This window comes from Spongiactinospora rosea, from assembly GCF_003315795.1.
GTDB lineage: Bacteria > Actinomycetota > Actinomycetes > Streptosporangiales > Streptosporangiaceae > Spongiactinospora > Spongiactinospora rosea.
Map to the genome: position 1 here is coordinate 603,748 of NZ_QMEY01000001.1, position 18,817 is coordinate 622,564.

20 protein-coding genes are annotated in these 18,817 nt (G+C 71.7%); 17 read left to right on the top strand and 3 right to left on the bottom strand.

Annotated elements, in window-relative coordinates; all coding sequences use genetic code 11:
- Positions 1–88 precede the first annotated feature (88 nt).
- Positions 89–1,096, top strand: a complete 1,008-nt coding sequence (locus DP939_RS03145) for a methyltransferase domain-containing protein (RefSeq protein WP_158578444.1) — start codon at positions 89–91, stop codon at positions 1,094–1,096.
- A 527-nt stretch (positions 1,097–1,623) separates the two neighbouring features.
- On the opposite strand, the gene DP939_RS03150 is transcribed toward DP939_RS03145, so the two are convergent.
- The gene (locus DP939_RS03150) at positions 1,624–2,373 is read right to left on the bottom strand and encodes an HXXEE domain-containing protein (protein ID WP_158578445.1); all 750 of its coding nucleotides are present in this window, start codon (positions 2,371–2,373) and stop codon (positions 1,624–1,626) included.
- 136 nt (positions 2,374–2,509) lie between these two features.
- Here DP939_RS03150 and DP939_RS03155 point away from each other — a divergent pair, with 136 nt between their 5' ends.
- From DP939_RS03155 to DP939_RS03170, 4 genes are all read left to right on the top strand, one after another.
- Complete coding sequence (locus DP939_RS03155) at positions 2,510–3,139, top strand: TetR/AcrR family transcriptional regulator (protein WP_113978658.1); 630 nt, start codon at positions 2,510–2,512, stop codon at positions 3,137–3,139.
- Positions 3,140–4,389: 1,250 nt separating this feature from the next.
- Entirely contained in the window at positions 4,390–4,650 is a 261-nt protein-coding gene (locus DP939_RS03160; RefSeq protein WP_113978660.1) for an MBL fold metallo-hydrolase, read from the top strand.
- 26 nt (positions 4,651–4,676) lie between these two features.
- Complete coding sequence (cutA, locus tag DP939_RS03165) at positions 4,677–4,994, top strand: divalent-cation tolerance protein CutA (protein WP_113978663.1); 318 nt, start codon at positions 4,677–4,679, stop codon at positions 4,992–4,994.
- Between the two features lie 35 nt (positions 4,995–5,029).
- Complete coding sequence (locus DP939_RS03170; RefSeq protein WP_158578446.1) at positions 5,030–5,518, top strand: GNAT family N-acetyltransferase; 489 nt, start codon at positions 5,030–5,032, stop codon at positions 5,516–5,518.
- On the opposite strand, the gene DP939_RS03175 is transcribed toward DP939_RS03170, so the two are convergent.
- Positions 5,515–5,757, bottom strand: a complete 243-nt coding sequence (locus DP939_RS03175; protein ID WP_113978666.1) for a glutaredoxin family protein — start codon at positions 5,755–5,757, stop codon at positions 5,515–5,517. The two genes, DP939_RS03170 and DP939_RS03175, sit on opposite strands and share 4 nt — an antisense overlap.
- 167 nt (positions 5,758–5,924) lie before the next feature.
- Between DP939_RS03175 and DP939_RS03180 the strand changes: the two genes are divergently transcribed.
- From DP939_RS03180 to hemL, 7 genes are all read left to right on the top strand, one after another.
- Positions 5,925–6,632: a redox-sensing transcriptional repressor Rex gene (locus DP939_RS03180; protein ID WP_113978668.1), complete on the top strand. Its 708-nt coding sequence runs from the start codon at positions 5,925–5,927 to the stop codon at positions 6,630–6,632.
- Entirely contained in the window at positions 6,629–7,990 is a 1,362-nt protein-coding gene (locus DP939_RS03185) for a glutamyl-tRNA reductase (RefSeq protein WP_113978669.1), read from the top strand. The genes DP939_RS03180 and DP939_RS03185 overlap by 4 nt, the downstream gene beginning before the upstream one ends.
- Positions 7,991–7,995: 5 nt before the next feature.
- Positions 7,996–8,904, top strand: coding sequence for a hydroxymethylbilane synthase (gene hemC, locus DP939_RS03190; protein WP_113979475.1), 909 nt, complete (start codon positions 7,996–7,998; stop codon positions 8,902–8,904).
- Positions 8,901–10,514 carry a bifunctional uroporphyrinogen-III C-methyltransferase/uroporphyrinogen-III synthase gene (locus DP939_RS03195; RefSeq protein WP_113978670.1) on the top strand — a complete coding sequence of 538 codons (1,614 nt, stop codon included), beginning with the start codon at positions 8,901–8,903 and terminating at the stop codon, positions 10,512–10,514. The genes hemC and DP939_RS03195 overlap by 4 nt, the downstream gene beginning before the upstream one ends.
- Positions 10,515–10,580: 66 nt before the next feature.
- Complete coding sequence (gene hemB / locus DP939_RS03200) at positions 10,581–11,570, top strand: porphobilinogen synthase (RefSeq protein ID WP_113978671.1); 990 nt, start codon at positions 10,581–10,583, stop codon at positions 11,568–11,570.
- Between the two features lie 225 nt (positions 11,571–11,795).
- On the top strand, positions 11,796–12,437 hold the full coding sequence (locus tag DP939_RS03205; RefSeq protein ID WP_113978672.1) for a bifunctional DNA primase/polymerase: 642 nt from the start codon (positions 11,796–11,798) through the stop codon (positions 12,435–12,437).
- A gap of 54 nt (positions 12,438–12,491) precedes the next feature.
- Positions 12,492–13,775, top strand: a complete 1,284-nt coding sequence (gene hemL, locus DP939_RS03210; protein ID WP_113979476.1) for a glutamate-1-semialdehyde 2,1-aminomutase — start codon at positions 12,492–12,494, stop codon at positions 13,773–13,775.
- A 28-nt stretch (positions 13,776–13,803) separates the two neighbouring features.
- Here hemL and DP939_RS45980 read toward each other — a convergent pair whose 3' ends face one another.
- On the bottom strand, positions 13,804–13,950 hold the full coding sequence (locus tag DP939_RS45980; RefSeq protein ID WP_158578447.1) for a hypothetical protein: 147 nt from the start codon (positions 13,948–13,950) through the stop codon (positions 13,804–13,806).
- A gap of 74 nt (positions 13,951–14,024) precedes the next feature.
- Here DP939_RS45980 and DP939_RS03215 point away from each other — a divergent pair, with 74 nt between their 5' ends.
- The 5 genes from DP939_RS03215 to resB all read left to right on the top strand — a co-directional run bounded on the left by DP939_RS03215 (position 14,025) and on the right by resB (position 18,803).
- Positions 14,025–14,966 (top strand): LysR family transcriptional regulator, encoded by a 942-nt coding sequence (locus DP939_RS03215; protein WP_113978673.1) that lies wholly within the window; start codon positions 14,025–14,027, stop codon positions 14,964–14,966.
- Positions 14,967–15,031: 65 nt separating this feature from the next.
- The gene (locus tag DP939_RS03220; protein ID WP_113978674.1) at positions 15,032–15,727 is read left to right on the top strand and encodes a histidine phosphatase family protein; all 696 of its coding nucleotides are present in this window, start codon (positions 15,032–15,034) and stop codon (positions 15,725–15,727) included.
- 106 nt (positions 15,728–15,833) lie between these two features.
- Positions 15,834–16,433, top strand: coding sequence for a TlpA family protein disulfide reductase (locus tag DP939_RS03225; RefSeq protein ID WP_225878015.1), 600 nt, complete (start codon positions 15,834–15,836; stop codon positions 16,431–16,433).
- Entirely contained in the window at positions 16,414–17,151 is a 738-nt protein-coding gene (locus DP939_RS03230) for a cytochrome c biogenesis CcdA family protein (protein WP_113978675.1), read from the top strand. The genes DP939_RS03225 and DP939_RS03230 overlap by 20 nt, the downstream gene beginning before the upstream one ends.
- Entirely contained in the window at positions 17,151–18,803 is a 1,653-nt protein-coding gene (resB, locus tag DP939_RS03235) for a cytochrome c biogenesis protein ResB (protein ID WP_113978676.1), read from the top strand. Before DP939_RS03230 ends, resB begins: the two co-directional genes overlap by 1 nt.
- The last annotated feature ends 14 nt before the right edge of the window (positions 18,804–18,817 follow it).

An 18,817-nucleotide genomic window follows, 5' to 3' on the forward strand; every position in this document is an offset into this window, starting at 1 on the left:
TGACATACCTGAACCCGTCAGGGCGGCGTTTCGCGCCGCGCCGCGCCACTTGTTCATCCCTCCGGTGGCCTTGGTGGGGGAGGACCGCATGACCAGGGCCATCGATCGTGACGCCGCTCCGGATACCTGGTGGGACGCGGTTTACTCCGGCATGCCGATCGTCACTCAGCTCGCCGACGGCGCGATCCCCATCCGCGAGACGATCGCAGCCGACGGGACCCTGCGTCTGCCGCCCGACGCCGACTACACTTCCTCCAACTCCGCCCCCGCCACCGTCGCCGACCTCCTCGTACTCCTGGACGCAGCCCCCGGCCACCGGGTGCTGGAGGTGGGCACCGGCACCGGCTGGACCGCCGCCCTGCTGTCCCACCTCGTCGGCGAGCACAACGTCACCAGCGTCGAAGTGGACCCCGCGATCGGTGAACAGGCCGCCAAGAGCCTCGGTGACGTGGGGGTGCAGCCCCATCTGGTCATCGGGGACGGCGCGGACGGCGCACCCGCCCGCGCGCCATTCGACCGGGTGCATGTGACCTGCGGCATCCGCCGCGTGCCGTACACCTGGATCGAGCAGACCCGCTCGGGCGGCCTCATCGTCGCCCCCTGGTGCCCGAACTTCGGCGAGAACCACGCCCTGCGCCTCACCGTGACCCCGGACGGCACCGCGTACGGCCGGTTCCCCAGGTTCGCCTCATACATGATGATGCGCTCCCAGCGGCCCGCCACCACGGCCGATGACCGGCGCAGCGAGCACACCACGACGATCGATCCCCGCGCCATCGCCGACGCCCCCGCCGGAGCCAGGCTGGCCATGGCCGCCATCACCGGCCTGGGCTGCTACTCCTACCCCGAGGGCGACACCCACCGCGTCGTCGTCACCGACCCGCCCACCGGCAACTGGTCGGTCGCCACCTGGCGGTCCGGCCGCGCCGAGTACACCGTGCGGCAAGCGGGCGACCGCCCTCTGTGGGAGGAGGTCACCGACGCCTACTTCCAGTGGGTGGCATGGGGCGAGCCCCGCCGCGACCGGTTCGGGATGACCGTCACCCCGGACGGGCAACAGGTGTGGCTGGACACACCTCAGCAGCCGATCGGATAGCGACCAGAAACTTAAGCCGCCGGCAAGGTGCCGGCTACGAACGGTAGCGCCGACCCGCCCGCACTCCCTCCGTATGCGCGCGGCGGCCGGAAGACCAACGGTGTCCTCCCTCCGGCATTCAACGCCGCGTTGTGCACCGGTTGTCTCCGGTCCAGCCGGTGCACACTCCCGGGCGGGTCCGGGAAACCCCGCAGGCTCGCCCGGCCCTCCGCCATTTCTCACAAGGCGCGGCGAGCCCCCACCACCCCGCCGCGCGGGCACGGGGAACGCGGAGCCCCCTGCTCCAGGGTGTGGGCGGGCCGGGTCAAGGGTCGCCCGGCCTGCCTACACCCACCCGTCTCTGACCGGCGTACTGAGCAGCCGGCCGGCCCGTCTTAGCGTCGCTGGTCGTTCCGGTAAGGGGATGGCTTGGAGGTCGCCCGCCCCGCCATCGACGACCATGGCGCCGCGGTCCTCGGCCGCCGGCGGCGCGGGGTGACCGGCGGCTCCGGGCCGGCGCCCGTGTGCGGAAAGGGGTCTTGCGTCGTTCAGCGGGAAGCTTGGGTGCCGGGCTTCGCCGTTGCGGGGTGTGCTGGGGGCAGGGACCTTTGGAGGAGGGCGCCGACCAGCAGGATGAGGCTTGCGTTGAGGAGCTGCAGCAGGTCGAGGACGGGTCCGGAGATGACGTCGTTCAGGAACAAATTGATCGTGAGCGGCAGGGAGCCGTTGGCGGCCACGCCGATGCCGACGATGCCGAGCAGGCGCCACTTGCCGAGCGGCGGGTCCTGGTGCTTGAGGAAGACGCTGATCATCCAGGCCGAGGCGGGCAGGAACATCACGACCGCAGTGAGCAGCCCCGGGTTGTACGTGCCGGTGGCGAGGGCGAGGACGATGTGGAGGAAGCAGTTGACGATGACGATGCTGTAGAACGCGAACCCCATCATCACGTGCTTGCGGGCGAGCAGGGCGCAGATCACCGCCACGACCCAGATCAACCCGATGTTGACGAACAGGTAGAACTCTGTCGGGATCGGGCATTCCGGGTAGGCGCCCTGGTTGAGCGTGGTGCACAGGGAGTCGGGGAAGGCATGGTGGGCGCCGTCGGCGGCGATGCCGTACTCCTCGAAGTTGTGGAACAGGTACGCGACGACGGCGACCCAGCCCAGCCAGGCCGGGTCCTTCCACCGGGACAGGGTGCGGCTGCCGCGCAGCGCATCGGTCGCCAGGAGGGCGACCGTCAAGACGATCGCGGCTCCGAGGCCGATCCAGGCGAACTCGAGATCGAATGTGGAGAACATGCGCGGGATGCCTTCCAGGGGTTCTTGGCGTGGATCCGCTGCTGAGTGCGGGTCGCACATCGGGGTCCGGATCACCACACTGTATTTCAACATTTGTTGATGTCAACATTTGTTGAGGGCGGGTAGAGTGCCTGGCATGAGCGAGAAGGGCTCCGAGCGTCCTGGGCGGCCGCCCAGCGGCGATGGCCGCAACCGGGACCGCATCCTGGCCGCGGCCAGGCACGAGTTCGCGGCCAAGGGGTTCCGCGGGGCGACCATGCGGTCGATCGCCGCGGCGGCGGGGGTCGACGTCGCGCTGCTGGCCCACTACTTCGGCAACAAGGACGGCTTGTTCGCCGCCACCCTCCAACTGCCCGGCCAGGCGGTCCAGCAGGTCCAGGGCGCCTTCGACGGGCCCGTCGGCGAGCTCGGCGAGCGCCTGGCCCGCGCCTACCTGTCGCTATGGGAGGACCCCGGCCTGGCCGGGTCCCTACGCGCCACGGTGGCGTCGGCCTTGGCCCACGAAGGCGCCCGCGAACAGCTGCGCGAGCTGCTCACCGCCGCCCTGCCCGAAGACGTCCACTCCTTGCTGCCCGGCGACGACCCGGACCTGCGCCTGGGCCTGGCGCTCAACCACCTGTTCGGCATCGCGCTGGGCCGCCACCTGCTCCGGCTCCCGCCCCTGGCCGACCGCGACCTGCCCACCCTCCTCGCCGCCATCGCCCCCACCGTCCAGCACTACCTCACCGGCCCCCTGGGCCGCTCGGTCGAGCCCGCCACCACCTGAGACGCGAGCAGCCACCGCCCACGGCCCCGCCATGGAACACCCCAGAACATCATCCGTCTTCGGCCCCAGACTCCCTTCCGGCCGCCGGCACAGGCCGCCCCGCCGGGTGCCGCCCTGGTAAGGACACGCGCAGCAGCAGACGATCGGCGCGAGCGCCCCGCCGCCGATGGCGTCCCCACGAGTGGTGGAAATGCCGCCTGGCTCCGCGTTCCGGCGGACCGCCGTTGGCGGGCGCCGGGCACCGCCGTCGTGCGTCTCGCCGTTGCGGCGCCCGTGGGGGTGCGGCCGGGCGGTCATGATCCGGCGGACCACGGCCGTTCCTGCCGGTCCACCAGGTATGACCGTGATCGCTGGACTTTTACACCACTGGGTGGGACGCCATCCCGCCGCCTCCCCGCCGGCGGGGAACCGGCCGCCCACAAGGTGGCCGGTGCTGGGCTGGCGTCCCGCCAGGGGGTGGAAGTGGGAGCGTTCAAATCGGACATCGCCCAGGTCGGCCAGCCCGGGCTGTGGGGAGGTTCCATCACTCTGAGGGGCGCGGTCACCCGCCACTGCCTGGGGAAACCGGTTGCCAAAAAGCGGCCGGGCCGTCGCAGACCGCAACCCGCCGCATCGTCCCGGGTACTGCTGCACGCGTGCGGCCGGAGGGCCTTGCCATACAGACCGGAACACACGGCAGACGGCCGGCAGCGACGTCGGGCGAAGCCCGGCACCGGGAAAGCACCTGAGCGTAGCGAGGGCCGGGCCTTTCGCCTCCGCGAAGCGGGGTCCGCCCAGGGCGGTGGGGTGCAATGGCCGAGGGGCGGCAAGCGGCGCGATGGTCTGGGGTGCCACGTTCGGCCGGTGCTGGGATGGCGAGTTGCGGCGACCCACGCGAAAGGCCGGGCACAAGAGCCTGCTCGCGACGGGCCGGCGGTTGGAAGATGGCTTGCCGTACGGCGACCGAGGCCGGAGCGCACGGCATATGAGCAGCAGTGACGTCGGGCGGAGCCCCGGCACCGGGAGAACGATCGAGCGCAGCGAGGGCCGGGCCTTTCGTCTCCGCGAAGCGGAGGGCCGCTGGAGCGGAGAACGGCGCGACGGAGTTTACGCGAGCCGTTCCTGGCGGAGCCGGAGTTCGGGACGCTGGTCGGCTCGGACCTCCCGGCGGAGTTCCACGCGCTGCCGTACGCCGGGTACGACATCGCCTCGTGCGACGTCGTGCCCGCGCCCGCGACGCGGGCGTTGCGCGAGGGTGACCTGCCTTCACCGTGCTGCACCTGCCCGGGCGCACGCCCGGTGGCATCGCGCTCTGGGACGAGGAGAGCAGCGTTCTGTTCTCCGGCGACGCCATTTACGACGCGCCTCTACTGGACAACCTGCCCGGATCCGACCTTGCGGCCTACCGGGCCACCATGCTGCGGCTCCGTGACCTTCCCGTCAGGACGGTGCATCCTGGGCATGAGTCCAGCTTCGGCCGCGACCGGATGATCAAGATCATCGACGCCTGCCTTGATCCCCACGGTGGGTGACCGCGAGTGTGTGGAATCGAGGGTTCATGGCGGGCTATGTGCAGGTGCTGACGACGGTGGACGACGAGGAGAAGGGGGTCGCGCTCGCCCAGGGCATCGTGGAGGCGCGGCTGGCGGCATGTGTTCAGGTGGTCGGGCCGATCACGTCGGTGTACCGGTGGGAGGGGGCGGTGGAGCAGGCGCGGGAGTGGCAGTTGCTGATCAAGACGACGTGTGACCGCTTCGGCGAGCTGGAGGCGTACATCAAGGCGAACCACGGCTACGACACGCCGGAGATCATCGCCACCCCGATCGTCGCGGGCAGTGCCGAGTACCTGTCCTGGATCGGCGCGGAGACCCGATAGGCCCACCGGGACATGGCCCTCCTAGCATGAGGATCATGCTTTCTGTCCGGAGCGCCTTGTCCGATGACGTGGCGGCGATCGTCGCCCTGATGGCCCGGTGCAGGGAGAGGTACGAGGAGCATCAGCCCGTCTTCTGGCGGCGTGCGGCGGATGCTCGGGACCGGCACACCGAGTTCATCGCCACCCTCGTGGAGGACGAGAAGGTCATCTTCCGGGTGGCCGAGCGCGAAGGGCGGTTCGCCGGGTTCGCGGTCGGGTCGCTGGTGCCGTCGCCTCCGGTGTACGACCCGGGCGGGCCGACCTGCACGCTCGACGACTTCGCGGTGGGGGAGGACGGCGACTGGACCACGGTCGGCGTCGATCTTCTGAAGGCCGTCACGGAAGAGGCGCGCCGGCGTGGGGCCGTGCAGGTCGTGGTGGTGTGCGGGCACATGGACGAGGCGAAGCGGCAGGCCCTCCGGGCTCGCCGGGCTCTCCATCGCGTCGGAGTGGTGGACCGCCCCGATCTGACCGCCCCGATCTAGGGTGCGCTGAGGGCGGCGCGGAGGCGGGGTTCGTCGACCCGCCAGAAGTCGTGTTGCACGCCGTCGATCAGCGTCACCGGGATCATCTCCCAGTATTTCTCCTGGTCCTCGGGCGATCGGGTGATGTCCCGCTCTTCCCACGGCACCCCGAGTTCGCCCGCCACACGGGCGATGATCGCGCGGGCGTCGTCGCAGAGATGGCAGCCCGGCTTGCCGAGCAACGTGATCCGGTGGGTCATGCCCGTCAACGCTAGCCCAGTCCCGGGCCGCCGAGACTCGCTGCCTCTCACTTTGTGCATACGTTCACAAAGGGATTAACCTGGAAGACGCTGCTCATCACCATATCCACCGCGTCCGGGCTCGCGGCAGCGCCGCGCCGGAGGCCCGTCCCCTGGAGTTCCGGCACGTGACACGCCGCCTGCCCCAATCCCGCGACCGTGGCATACCCGAGGCGACCGTTGCCCGGCTGCCGCTCTACCTGCGGGCGCTCACCGGCATGGCCGAGCGCGGCGTGGCCACCGTGAGCTCGGAGGATCTCGCGCTGGCCGCGGGGGTCAACTCGGCCAAGCTCCGCAAGGACCTCTCCCATCTCGGCTCGTACGGCACGCGCGGTGTCGGCTACGACGTCGAGTACCTGATCTACCAGATCTCCCGCGAACTCGGCCTCACCCAGGACTGGGCCGTGGCCATCGTCGGAATAGGAAACCTCGGCAGGGCGCTTGCCAACTACGGTGGATTCGTGTCGCGCGGCTTCAGGGTGGCCGCGCTGTTCGACGCCAACCCCGAAGTCGTGGGCGACCACATCGCGGGGTTGAATGTCGAGCACATCGACGAGCTTGAGGCCGTGATCGAGCGGCGGGGGGTGTCGATCGTGGTGATCGCGACACCGGCTGCGGCTGCCCAGCAGATCTGCGACCGGGTCATCGCCGTCGGGGTGACCAGCATCCTGAACTTCGCCCCCACCGTGCTCTCCGTCCCAGAGGGCGTCGATGTCCGGAAGGTCGATCTGTCCATTGAACTGCAGATCCTCGCGTTTCATGAGCAGCGCAAGGGGGATCGCGAAAGTGGGGGCCCCGTGATGGCCGAGGAGTTGCAGCAGGGAGCCAGCGCATGAGCGTCCTTGCTGTCGGGTTGAGTCACCGGACGGCACCGGTGGCACTGCTGGAACGCGTGGCCGTGTCCGGCGACTCGCTGGTGAAGCTGCTGCACGACGTGCACAGGAGCGAGTGCGTGGCCGAGGCCATGGTCGTCTCCACGTGCAACCGGGTGGAGATCTACGCCGACGTGCAACGCTTCCACAGCGCGGTGAGCGCGATGAGCGAGCTGCTCGGCACCTACGCGAACGTACCGGTCGAGCAGCTCGCCCCGCACCTGTACGTGCACTACGAAGACCGTGCCGTGTCCCACCTGTTCTCGGTCACGAGCGGCCTTGAGTCCATGGTCATGGGCGAGGGCCAGATCCTCGGCCAGGTACGCCAGGCGCTGCGCCTGGCCCAGGAGGAGGGCACGCTCGGCTCCACGCTCAATGAGCTGGCCCAGCACGCGCTGCGCGTCGGCAAGCGCGTCCACACCGACACCGGCATCGACCACGCGGGCGCCTCGCTCGTGGGCGTCGGCCTGGAGCTGGCCGAGCGGGTGCTCGGGCCGATCCAGGGCAAGCGCGCCCTGGTCGTCGGGGCCGGGTCGATGAGCGCGCTGTCGGCCGCCACGCTGGCCCGCGCCGGGGTGACCGGCATCGTGGTCGCCAACCGCACCTACGAGCGCGCCGTACGGCTGGCCGAGACGGTCGGCGGCCGTCCCGCCCGGCTGGACGACCTGCCCGCCGAGCTGGCCCAGGCCGACATCGTGATCTCCTGCACCGGCGGCGGCAACCTGGTGGTCACCCCCGAGATGCTCACCGGAACGGGCCGGACCACCCCGCTGTTCCTGCTGGACCTCGCGCTGCCGCACGACATCGACCCCGGCGTCCGCGCGCTGCCCGGCGTGACGCTGGTCGACCTCGAAGCGATCCAGAACTCCGGCCTCGGCTCGGCCGCGGGCACGGACGGCGGCGACGTGGTCGAGGCGGCCAGGCGGATCGTGGCCGAGGAGGTCGCCGGCCACCTTGAGGTCGTACGCGCGGCCCGGGTCACCCCCACGGTCGTGGCGCTGCGCAGCAAGGCCGCCGGCGTGGTCGAGGCGGAGCTGGGGCGGCTGGTGTCCCGGCTGCCCGAGATGGACCAGCGGGTCAAGGACGAGGTCACCCAGACCATGCGCAGGGTCGTGGACAAGCTGCTGCACGAGCCGACCGTGCGTGTCAAGCAGCTCGCCGCCTCGCCCTCGGGCGATCATTATGCCGAGGCGCTGCGCGAGCTGTTCAACCTCGACCCGAAGGTGCCCGAGGCCGTACGCCAGACCGGGATCGACCAGACCGGGATCGACGAGGAGTCCGCCCGGCTCTCTCGGACCACCCGGCGAAAGCAGGAGCTGTGACCGAGATGACCCCACTCAAGCTGGGCACTCGCCGCAGTCTGCTCGCGACCACCCAGTCCCAGCTCGTCGCCGACCGGCTCACCGAGCTGACCGGGCGGCCGGTGGAGCTGGTCGGCGTGACCACGTTCGGCGACGTGACCAAGGCCCAGCTCAGCCAGCTGGGCGGCACCGGCGTGTTCGTGAGCGCGCTGCGCGACAAGGTGATCGACGGTGAGATCGACTTCGCGGTCCACTCGCTGAAGGATCTGCCGACCGCGCCCGATCCGCAGATCGCGCTGGTGGCGACGCCGCCGCGCGCCGACCACCGCGACGCGCTGATCGGGTCCGCCAAGCTCGCCGACATCCCTCCAGGGGGCAGGGTCGGCACCGGGTCGCCGCGCAGGGTCGCCCAGCTCCGGGCGCTCCGCCCCGACCTCGACTACGTGCCGATCCGCGGCAACGCCGACACGAGGATCGGCAAGGTCCTGTCCGGCGAGCTGGACGCGATCGTGCTCGCCGTCGCGGGGCTGTCGCGGCTCGGCCGGGAGGCAGAGATCTCCCAGATCTTTGAGATCGAAGAGATGCTTCCGGCGCCCGGACAGGGTTCCCTGGCGGTGGAGTGCCGCGCCGACAGGGACGATCTGGTCGAGCTGCTCGGAGTGCTGGACGATCCCGGCACGCGGGCGGCGGTGACCGCCGAACGGTCCCTGCTGGCCGCACTGGAGGCCGGGTGCGCCGCCCCTGTCGGGGCGTACGCGGTCGCCGATGGGCACATCCTGAACATGACCGCCGCCGTCATCGCAGTCGATGGCGCGCGCGCGGTCCGTAAGTCCGCCGCCGGACCTCTCCCGGCGGCCATGGAGATCGGCCGCGACCTCGCCGCCGCCATGGTCGCCGAGGGAGCCGGCACGTTGATGGGGGAGCAGTCCCATTGAGCTCCGCGAGTCCGACCTCACCGACACCGACCACCTCACCACCGCCCTTCGTCGAGCACCCGGGCGGCTTCGTCGCCTTCGTCGGCGCGGGTCCTGGGGATGAGAACCTGCTGACGCTGCGCGGCGCGGCGCTGCTCGGCAAGGCCGACGCGGTCGTCCTTGACCGCGCCGCGTTCGGGGCGCTGCTGCGGCACGCCCGGTCCGACGTCGAGGTGATCGACGTCACCGACGACGACCCCGCCCCGCTGGGCGCGGTCAAGGCCGCCAAGGGCGGCAGGCGCGTCGTACGGCTGTGCCCCGGCGACCCGATGTTCTTCTCCTCGATCGGCGAGGAGGTGGCCGCCTGCGCCAAGGCGGAGGTGGACTTCGAGATCGTTCCAGGGGTGCCGCCCGCCACCGCCGTGCTCACCTACGCCGGCATTCCGGCGGCGGCGTCCGGGCCGGAGTTCCGCGTCGTGGACGCGGGGCTGGTCGACGACTGGTCGGTCCACGCGGCGGCCACCGGCACGCTGGTGATCTACAACGCCGGCGGTGACGCGGTGTCGGTCGGCAAGGCGCTGGTCGCGGCCGGCCGCCCGGACACCACCCCGGTGGCGGTGACCGGCGCGGGCACGACGACCGAGCAGTTCACGGTCGTGTCCACGCTGGGCAGGCTCGGGCCCGACCTGAAGCACGCGGTGATCGACGAGCCGTCGCTGATGGTGGTCGGCGAGGCGGTGACGCTGCGCGACTCGCTGTCGTGGTTCGAGACCAAGCCGCTGTTCGGGTGGCGGGTGCTGGTGCCGCGCACCAAGGAGCAGTCGGCCCGGCTGGTGGAGCAGCTGCGCTCCTACGGCGCGGTGCCCGAGGAGGTCCCGACGATCTCGGTCGAGCCGCCGCGCACCCCGCAGCAGATGGACCGGGCGATCAAGGGCCTGGTCACCGGCCGGTACGAGTGGGTGGCCTTCACCAGCGGCAACGCCGTCAAGGCGGTGCGGGAGAAGTTCGAGGAGTACGGCCTGGACGCGCGGGCCTTCGCGGGCCTGAAGGTCGCCGCGGTGGGCGAGGCGACGGCGCGGGCGCTGGTGGAGTTCGGCGTACGGCCGGACCTCGTGCCCACCGGGCAGCAGTCCTCGGAGGGCCTGCTGGCCGAGTGGCCGCCGTACGACTCGATGCTCGACCCGATCAACCGCGTGCTGCTGCCCAGGGCCGACATCGCCACGGAAAACCTGGTGGCGGGGCTGACCGAGCTGGGCTGGGAGTGCGACGACGTCACCGCCTACCGGACGGTCAGGGCCGCGCCGCCGCCCGCGCCGATCCGTGAGGCGATCAAGGGCGGCGGGTTCGACGCGGTGCTGTTCACCTCGTCGTCCACGGTCCGCAATCTCGTGGGCATCGCCGGAAAGCCACACAACGTCACCGTTATCGCCGCGATCGGCCCGCAGACCGTGCGGACCGCCGAGGAGTTCGGGCTCAGGGTCGATGTGATGGCCGATCGTCCGTCGGCTTCGGCTCTCGCGGCGGCTCTGGCGGAGTACGGTGCCAAGCAGCGGCAGGCGGCCGTCGCCGCGGGGGAGACGCCTCGCCGGCCGTCCCAGACGCGCAGGGGCGCACGCCGCCGGGCCAAGTGAGCACAGCCAAGTGAGCACAGCTAAGTGAGCACGGCCAAGTAGCACGGCCAACTGAGGAGGGGCATTTTGAGCGCTGAGTTCCCGGTCGCGCGCCCGCGCAGGCTGCGCCGGACGGCGCCGCTGCGCCGGATGGTGGCGGGCACCCGGCTGCACCCGGGGGACCTGATCCTGCCGGTCTTCGTCAAGGAGGGCATCGCCGCGCCCAGCCCGGTGGGGTCGATGCCCGGCGTGGTCCAGCACACGCTCGACTCGGTGCGCAAGGCCGCCCACGACGCCGCGGAGGCGGGGGTGGGCGGCCTGATCCTGTTCGGCATCCCGGCCGTCAAGGACGGGCGCGGCTCTGGTGCGGACGACCCCGAGGGCATCGTGCAGCGGGCGCTCGCCGACGTGCTCGCCGAGGTCGGCGACGCGCTCGTGGTGATGACCGACACCTGCCTGGACGAGTTCACCGACCACGGGCACTGCGGCATCCTCACGGCCGACGGTGAGGTCGACAACGACGCGACGCTGGAACGGTACGCCTCGGCGGCCGTCTCCCAGGCCCGCGCGGGCTCCCAGATGATCGCGCCGAGCGGCATGATGGACGGCCAGGTGGCCGTGATCAGGGCGGCGCTCGACTCGGCCGGGTTCGCGCAGGTGCCGATCATGGGCTACTCGGTGAAGTACTCCTCGGCCTTCTACGGGCCGTTCCGGGAGGCCGCCGAGTGCGCGCCGCAGTTCGGCGACCGCAGCTCCTACCAGCAGGACCCCGCGGGTCCGGTCGGCGAGGCGCTGCGCGAGGTACGCCTGGACCTCGCCGAGGGGGCCGACGCGGTGATGGTCAAGCCCGCGCTGGCCTATCTCGACATCCTGCGCCAGATCCGCGACGCGGTGGACGTGCCGGTGGCCGCCTACCAGGTCAGCGGCGAGTACGCGATGGTCGAGGCGGCGGCGGCGAACGGCTGGATCGACCGCGAGCGGGTGATCATGGAGACGCTGACCGCGATCCGCCGCGCCGGGGCAGACCTGATCCTCACCTACTGGGCGACCGAGGTGGCCCGCCGCCTGCCGGCCTGAACGGCGCTGAACGGCGCTGACCGGCGCTCCGCGACATACGGGCGACCACCGGGAACCACCGGCAACCGGGGGGTTTCCGGTGGGTTGCCGGGGCGCGTGCGTTAAAGTGCAAGAAGGCGTAAGCACCAACGCGGATGTGTCCCACGGTGGCTTTGGCGCGCCCTTTCCGGCGCCGCCCGCCGCGGCCTTCGCGTAGGCGATCCGGCGCGCGGACGGAGGAGACCAATGGTGGGGGTACCGCTCGCTCGGCGTGCCAGGCGGCGGGCGCGGCACACGTCGCGGGTCGCCTCGGTGCTGGAGTACGCCGCGCTCGGCTGGGCCGTCTGCCCGGGGGCGCATCCGCTGCGCACCGGCTCGCGGGCCTGTTCCTGTGACCGCCTCGGGTGTCCCGACCCGGGCGCGCATCCGGTGTCCCCGGCCTGGCAGATGCAGGCCACTCTCGATGCCGCGCAGCTCGGTCGCTGGTGGGAGCGTGACCCCGAGGCCAATGTGATCCTCCCCACCGGACGCGTGTTCGACGTCTTCGACGCCCCGCTCGACGCGGGGCTCGCCGCCCTCACCCGGATGGACGCATCCGGCTCGGGCACCGGCCCGGTCGCCGCCAACGGCGACCGGGTCCTGTTTTATGTGGCCACCCGCGGCAACCCCGACGACGAGGACGAGTGGTGGTCCTGCAACCTCGACTGCGTGCCCGAGAGCGTGGACGACACGCCCGGCCTGCGCTGGCACTGCCGCGACAGCTACGTCCTGGCCCCGCCCTCGACGCTGCCCACCGGGCAGCCGGTGTCCTGGCTGCGCCCGCCCGACGGCCGCCCGCTGCCCGACCCGCTGCGCGTCCTCGACTGGCTGGCCGACTCCTTCGAGTGACCCGGGCGCACCTCGGTGACCACAGGGGGACGGTCGTAGGCTTGTGACGTGACCATTAGCGCCAAGTCCTCCCAGGAACTGTTCGACCGAGCCCGCGCCGTGATTCCGGGCGGGGTCAACTCCCCGGTCCGCGCGTTCGGCGCGGTCGGCGGTACGCCGCGGTTCATGGCCTCGGGCCAGGGTCCCTACATCACCGACGTCGACGGCAACCGCTACGTCGACCTGGTCGGTTCATGGGGTCCGATGATCCTCGGCCACCGGCATCCCTCCGTGGTCGAGGCCCTGCGCGCCGCGATCGAGCACAGCACCTCCTACGGCGCCGCCACGCCCGGCGAGGTCGAGCTGGCAGAGGAGATCGTGGCCAGGGTCGCCCCGGTGGAGAAGGTCCGGCTGGTCAACTCCGGCACCGAGGCCACCATGACGGCCGTGCGGTTGGCCCGCGGCTTCACCGGCCGCTCCAAGGTCGTGAAGTTCGCCGGGTGCTACCACGGGCACGTGGACGCCCTGCTCGCCGCGGCGGGCTCGGGGGTGGCGACGTTCGGGCTGCCGGACACTCCCGGGGTGACCGGCGCGTCGGCCGCCGACACGATCGTGCTCCCGTACAACGACGTGGCGGCGGTCGAGGAGGCGTTCCGGAGGTTCGAGATCGCCTGTGTGATCAGTGAGGCGTGCCCGGCCAACATGGGCATCGTGCCGCCGCGCGACGGCTTCAACGCCAGGCTGCGCGAGCTGTGCACGGCCAACGGCGCGCTGCTCATCCTGGACGAGGTGCTGACCGGCTTCCGCGTCTCCCGCGCCGGCTGGTACGGCCTGGACCCGGTGGACGCCGACCTGATGACCTTCGGCAAGGTGATGGGCGGCGGGCTGCCCGCCGCCGCGTTCGGCGGGCGGGCCGAGGTGATGGACCGGCTCGCCCCCGATGGGCCGGTCTACCAGGCGGGCACGCTGTCGGGCAATCCGCTGGCCTGCGCCGCCGGGCTGGCGATGCTGCGCGGATGCGATGACGGGGTGTACGAACGGCTCGACGCCGTCGCCGCGGTGATCGGCTCCGCGGCCGCCGCGGCGCTGTCCGCCGAAGGCGTCCCGCACCGCCTGCAGCGGGCGGGCAGCCTGTTCTCGATCTTCTTCACCGACGAGCCGGTGCATGACTTCGCCGGGGCCCAGCGTCAGGACACGTCCGCGTACCGGGCGTTCTTCCACTCGATGCTGGACCAGGGGGTCTATCTTCCGCCGTCGGCCTACGAGGCGTGGTTCGTGTCGGCCGCGCACGACGACGAGGCGGTGGAGCGGATCACCGGCGCCCTCCCTCTGGCGGCCAAGGCCGCCGCGCGCGGGTGAACCTGCGCCGATCGGTCGATCAGGTCGGTCAGTTGCTCTCGGCCGACTTCACCGGGCGGGGGTCGCGGCCGGTCCTGCGGGCCCGGGCGCGGCGCTCCCGCTCGGCGTTGGCGAGCTTTTCCAGGTAGGAGATCTGGCTTTCGTACTGCTTGCGTGGGGCGGTTTGTATTCTCACGCATCTATTTTCCGGTCCCGGAACCGTTCAGCACAAGCGAGTATTTCTTGGGGTTGTAGTTTAGACTTGCTTACATGTTGGACCTCAACCGGCTGAAGGCTCTGCACGCGGTGTCGGTCTACGGATCGGTGGGCGCGGCGGCGGAAGCGCTGATGGTGACCCCCTCGGCGATCTCCCAGCAGCTCGCCAAACTGGAGCGCGAGACCGGCGCGACGCTCCTGGAGCGCAACGGGCGCGGCGTGCGGCTGACCGACGCGGCCGGCCTGCTCGCCGAGCACGCCGAGCGCATCCTGGCCCTGGTGGAGACCGCCGAGGCCGACTTCGAGGCGCTGCGCGGTGCGGTGGTCGGCAAGCTGACCATGGCCGCCTTCCCCACCGCGGCGCGCGGCCTGGCCCCCGCGGCCCTCACCTCGCTGCGCGCCCGGCACCCCGACCTTGAGCTGCAGTTCTTCGAGCGCGAGCCGGACCGGCAGATCCGCGAGGTGGCCCGCGGCGAGCTGGACCTCGCGGTCGGCCAGGACTGGCTCAACCGCCCGATGGCCCTGCCGGAGGGGCTTTCCCGCGCCACGCTGTTCGACGACATCGCCGACGTGATCGTCCGTGCGGACCACCCGCTGGCCGGTAGGGCAGAGATCCGGCTCGCCGAGATGTCCGGCGAGCGGTGGATCAGCTCCTCGCCGGGCACGATCTGCCACGACTGGCTGGCGTTCACACTGCGCTCGGCCGAAGTGGAGCCGGAGATCACCTGCATGGTCGACGAGTACGCCACGCAGATCGCCCTGGTGGCGGCCGGGCACGGGTGCGCGATCGTGCCCCGGCTGGGCAGCGAGGGCCTGCCGGACACCGTGCGCGCCGTACCGATCAGGCCCCGTCCGACCCGGCGGATCTTCGCGCTGTGGCGCACCGACGCCGCCCGCCGTCCCGCCATCCGGGCCGCGGTGGAGGCGCTGCGCCGCGCCTCCGAGCCGTACATCGCCGGCGCCGAGAGCGCCCGCCCCGAACCGGTCCAGGCGTAGGCCCGTCCCGCGCCGGGTCCCTGCGCGCGTCACGCAAGGTGCGTATGGGTAGGCTGAGGCCCACCATGGCTCAAACCACCGTCGTCCACCTGCTTCGGCACGGTGAGGTGCACAACCCCGGGGGCGTCCTGTACGGCAGGCTGCCCGGCTACCACCTGTCGGACGCCGGCCGCCGGATGGCCGAGATGGTGGCCGCCGCCGTCGCCGACCGCGATGTGTCCCTGCTGGTCAGCTCCCCCATGGAGCGCGCGCAGGAGACCGCCGCGCCGCTTTCGGAAAAGCTCGGTGTGCCCATCGGCACCGACGAGCGGCTGATCGAGGCCGTCAACGTGTTCCAGGGCGTGCCGATCCGCCCCGGCGAGGGCGTGTTCCGCAACCCGCGGCACTACCGCCACTTCTGGAACCCGTTCCGTCCCTCGTGGGGCGAGCGCTACGTCGATGTGCTGGCCCGGATGCGCGCGGTGATCGACGACGCCAGGCGCGACGCCCGCGGCCACGAGGCGGTGCTGGTGAGCCACCAGCTGCCGATCTGGATCATCCGGCTGGCCGCGGAGGGCCGCCGGCTGTGGCACGACCCGCGCCGCCGCCAGTGCGGCCTGGCCAGCCTGACCTCCTTCACCTTCGAGGGCGACCGGCTGGCCAGCGTGGGCTACAGCGAGCCCGCCGGTTCGCTGGCCCGCGAGGCCAGTGACCCGCAGCGCGCGCAGCCCGGACGCCCCGACCCGGGCTGGCCCGACCCCGGCCTGACCGGCCCCCGCTGAGCGCGCCGCGCGCCGAGCGGGCACCCGGCGGGGCGGTGTGCCGGGCGACCGTGCGCGCCGGTAGAGTGACAGCTCTACTGCTTGTAGTGCAAGGAGCCTCCCTCCCGTGATCACCAGGAAATCCGCCGTGTTCCGGGCGTTCGCCTACGCGCTCGTGCCGGTTTTCGCGCTGGCCGGGTGCGCGGGTTCGCAGGGAGGCCAGCCCAGCACCGGCGACACCCGCTTCATCGCGGGCGACGGCAAGGTGGCGATCTTCCCCGCCGACGGGCGCAAGCCCGCCCCGGCCGTCGACGGGGCCGCGCTCGACGGCAGCAAGGTCGCGCTCGCCGCCGGCAAGGGCAAGGTCGTCGTGCTCAACTTCTGGGCGTCGTGGTGCGCCCCCTGCGTGGCCGAGGCCCCCGTCCTGAAGGACGTCGCGGCCAAGACCAAGGGCGACGGCGTCGAGTTCATCGGCGTCGCCTTCAAGGACGACAAGGCCGCCGCCCTGGCCTTCGAGCGCAACCACCAGCCCGGCTATCCCAGCCTGTACGACCAGCCGGGCAAGGTCGCGCTGGCCTTTCAGGGCACGGTGCCGCCCGCGGCCATCCCGTCCACTCTGATCATCGACCGGGAGGGCCGCATCGCGGCCAGGGCGCTCGGCGCGGTCAAGTACACCGACCTGCTCAACGCGGTCAAGACGGTGAGTGATGAACGAAGGTCTGGCTGACACCGTCGCGTCGGGGTCGCTGGCGCTGGCACTGCCCATCGCGCTGGCGGCCGGGCTGGTGTCGTTCCTCTCGCCGTGCGTGCTGCCGCTGGTGCCCGGCTACCTGTCGTACGTGACGGGGATGAGCGGCGACGACCCCAAGCGCGGCCGGCTGCTGCTCGGCTCGGGGCTGTTCGTGCTGGGCTTCGCGCTGGTGTTCGTGGCGGGCGGCGCGCTCGCCGGGAGCGTCGGCGCGGCCCTGCTCGGCAATTCGGAGATCATCACCAGGGTGCTCGGCGTGCTGACCGTCGTGCTCGGCCTGGCCTTCCTCGGGCTGATCCCGGGCCTGCAGCGTGACGTGCGGATCCACCGGCTGCCCAACGCGGGGCTGGCGGGCGCGCCGCTGCTCGGCGTGGTGTTCGGCCTCGGCTGGACGCCCTGCATCGGGCCGACGCTGGCGGTGGTGCTCACCCTCGGCCTGGACCAGGGCAGCGCGGGGCGGGGGGCGATCCTCGCCTTCGCCTACGCGCTCGGGCTGGGCCTGCCGTTCGTGATCGCCGGGCTCGGCTACCGCAGGCTGCTGCACGCGCTGCCGGTGGTGCGCCGCCGTTCGCGGCTCATCACCCGCATCGGGGGTGGCATGCTGGTGGCGGTCGGCGTCCTGCTGGTCACCGGACTGTGGGGCGATCTCGTCATGACCATGCAGGGCTGGATCGGAGGGTTCCGGCCGGTGATCTGATGAAGAAGACGACTACGGACGAAACGACGACAGGCGAGAGCGCCGCCGTGCCCGCAGGCCGTACCGGCCCCAAGGGGCTCGGGGTGGTGGGCTGGCTGCGCTGGTTCTGGCGCACGCTCACCGCCATGCGGACCGCGCTGGTGCTGCTGTTCCTGCTCGCGCTCGCCTCGGTGCCCGGCTCGCTGTTCCCGCAGCGCGGCGTCGAGCCGGGCGCGGTGACCCGCTACTTCAAGAGCAACCCCGGCACGGCCGAGTGGCTGGACCGGCTGTGGATGTTCGACGTGTTCCAGGCCCCCTGGTTCGCGGCGATCTATCTGCTGCTGTTCGTGTCGCTGATCGGCTGCATCCTGCCGCGTACCGGGGTCTACCTGCGCGAGCTGCGCCGTGAGCCGCCCGCCGCGCCACGCCACCTGAACCGGCTGCCGCACCACTCGACCATCGCCGGCACCGCCACGACCGAGGAACTGGCCGCCGCGCTGCGCCGCAGGCGCTTCCGGGTGGTCAGCGGCCCCGGCTGGGTGGGCGGCGAGAAGGGCTACCTGCGCGAGGCGGGCAACCTGCTCTTCCACACCGCGCTGGTCGGCATCCTGCTCGCGCTCGGCATCGGCGCCCTGTACGGCTACCGAGGCAACGTGCTGATCGTCGAGGGCAACGGCTTCGCCAACACCGTCGCCGCCTACGACCGGTACATCCCGGGCAGCCAGGTCTCCGCCGAGTCGCTGGAGCCGTTCTCCTTCCAGCTCGACGACTTCAAGGTCGACTACCAGATCACCGGCGACCGTCCCGGCCAGGTGCTGGACTACACGGCCAAGCTGTCGGTGCACGACTCGCCCGCGGCGGCCGAGCGCGCCTACACCCTCAAGGTCAACGACCCGCTCGACGTCAACGGCACGCTGACCTACCTGATCGACCACGGCTACGCGCCGACCTTCACCGTCACCGACGGGTCCGGCCAGGTCGCGTTCGAGGGGCCGGTCGCCTGCCTGCCCCAGAACAGCCGGACCTTCGCCTCCGAGTGCACCATCAAGGTCCCCGACGCCAAGCCGGACCAGCTCGGCCTGGCGATCAGGTTCCTGCCCACCGCGGCCGAGATGCAGGACGGCTCCTGGGACTCCACGTTCCCCGCCGCGATCAACCCGGTCGTCCAGGTCACCGCCTTCGCCGGCGACCTCGGCCTGCGCTCCGGCGTGCCGCAGTCGGTCTACCTGTTCGACCAGGAGCGGCTGAAGAAGATGAAGCGCCTGGTCATGATGTCCGAGCCGGTGGAGCTGGGGAAGAGCCTGGATCTTCCGGGCGGGTACGGCAAAATCACCTTCACCGGCGTCAAGGAGTGGGCCGCGCTCCAGATCGCGCACGACCCCGGCCGGCTGCCCGCCCTGGTGGCCGCCGTGGCGGCGGTGCTCGGCGTACTGCTGTCGCTGCTGATCCGCCGCCGCAGGCTGTGGGTGCGCGTCCGTGACGACGACGGCGGCGGTCAGGTGATCGAGGTCGGCGGGCTGACCCGCACCGAGAGCGGCGACGGCGGCTTCGCCGACGAGTTCGCCGACATCGTCAAGGCCCTCAAGGACGCCACGGCCTCGAAGGAGCCCGAGGGATCTGACGGGCCGGAGAGGTCCAAGGAGCCCGCGGGGCGTAAGGGCGCGCCCGGCTGATCGGCCACGCCACA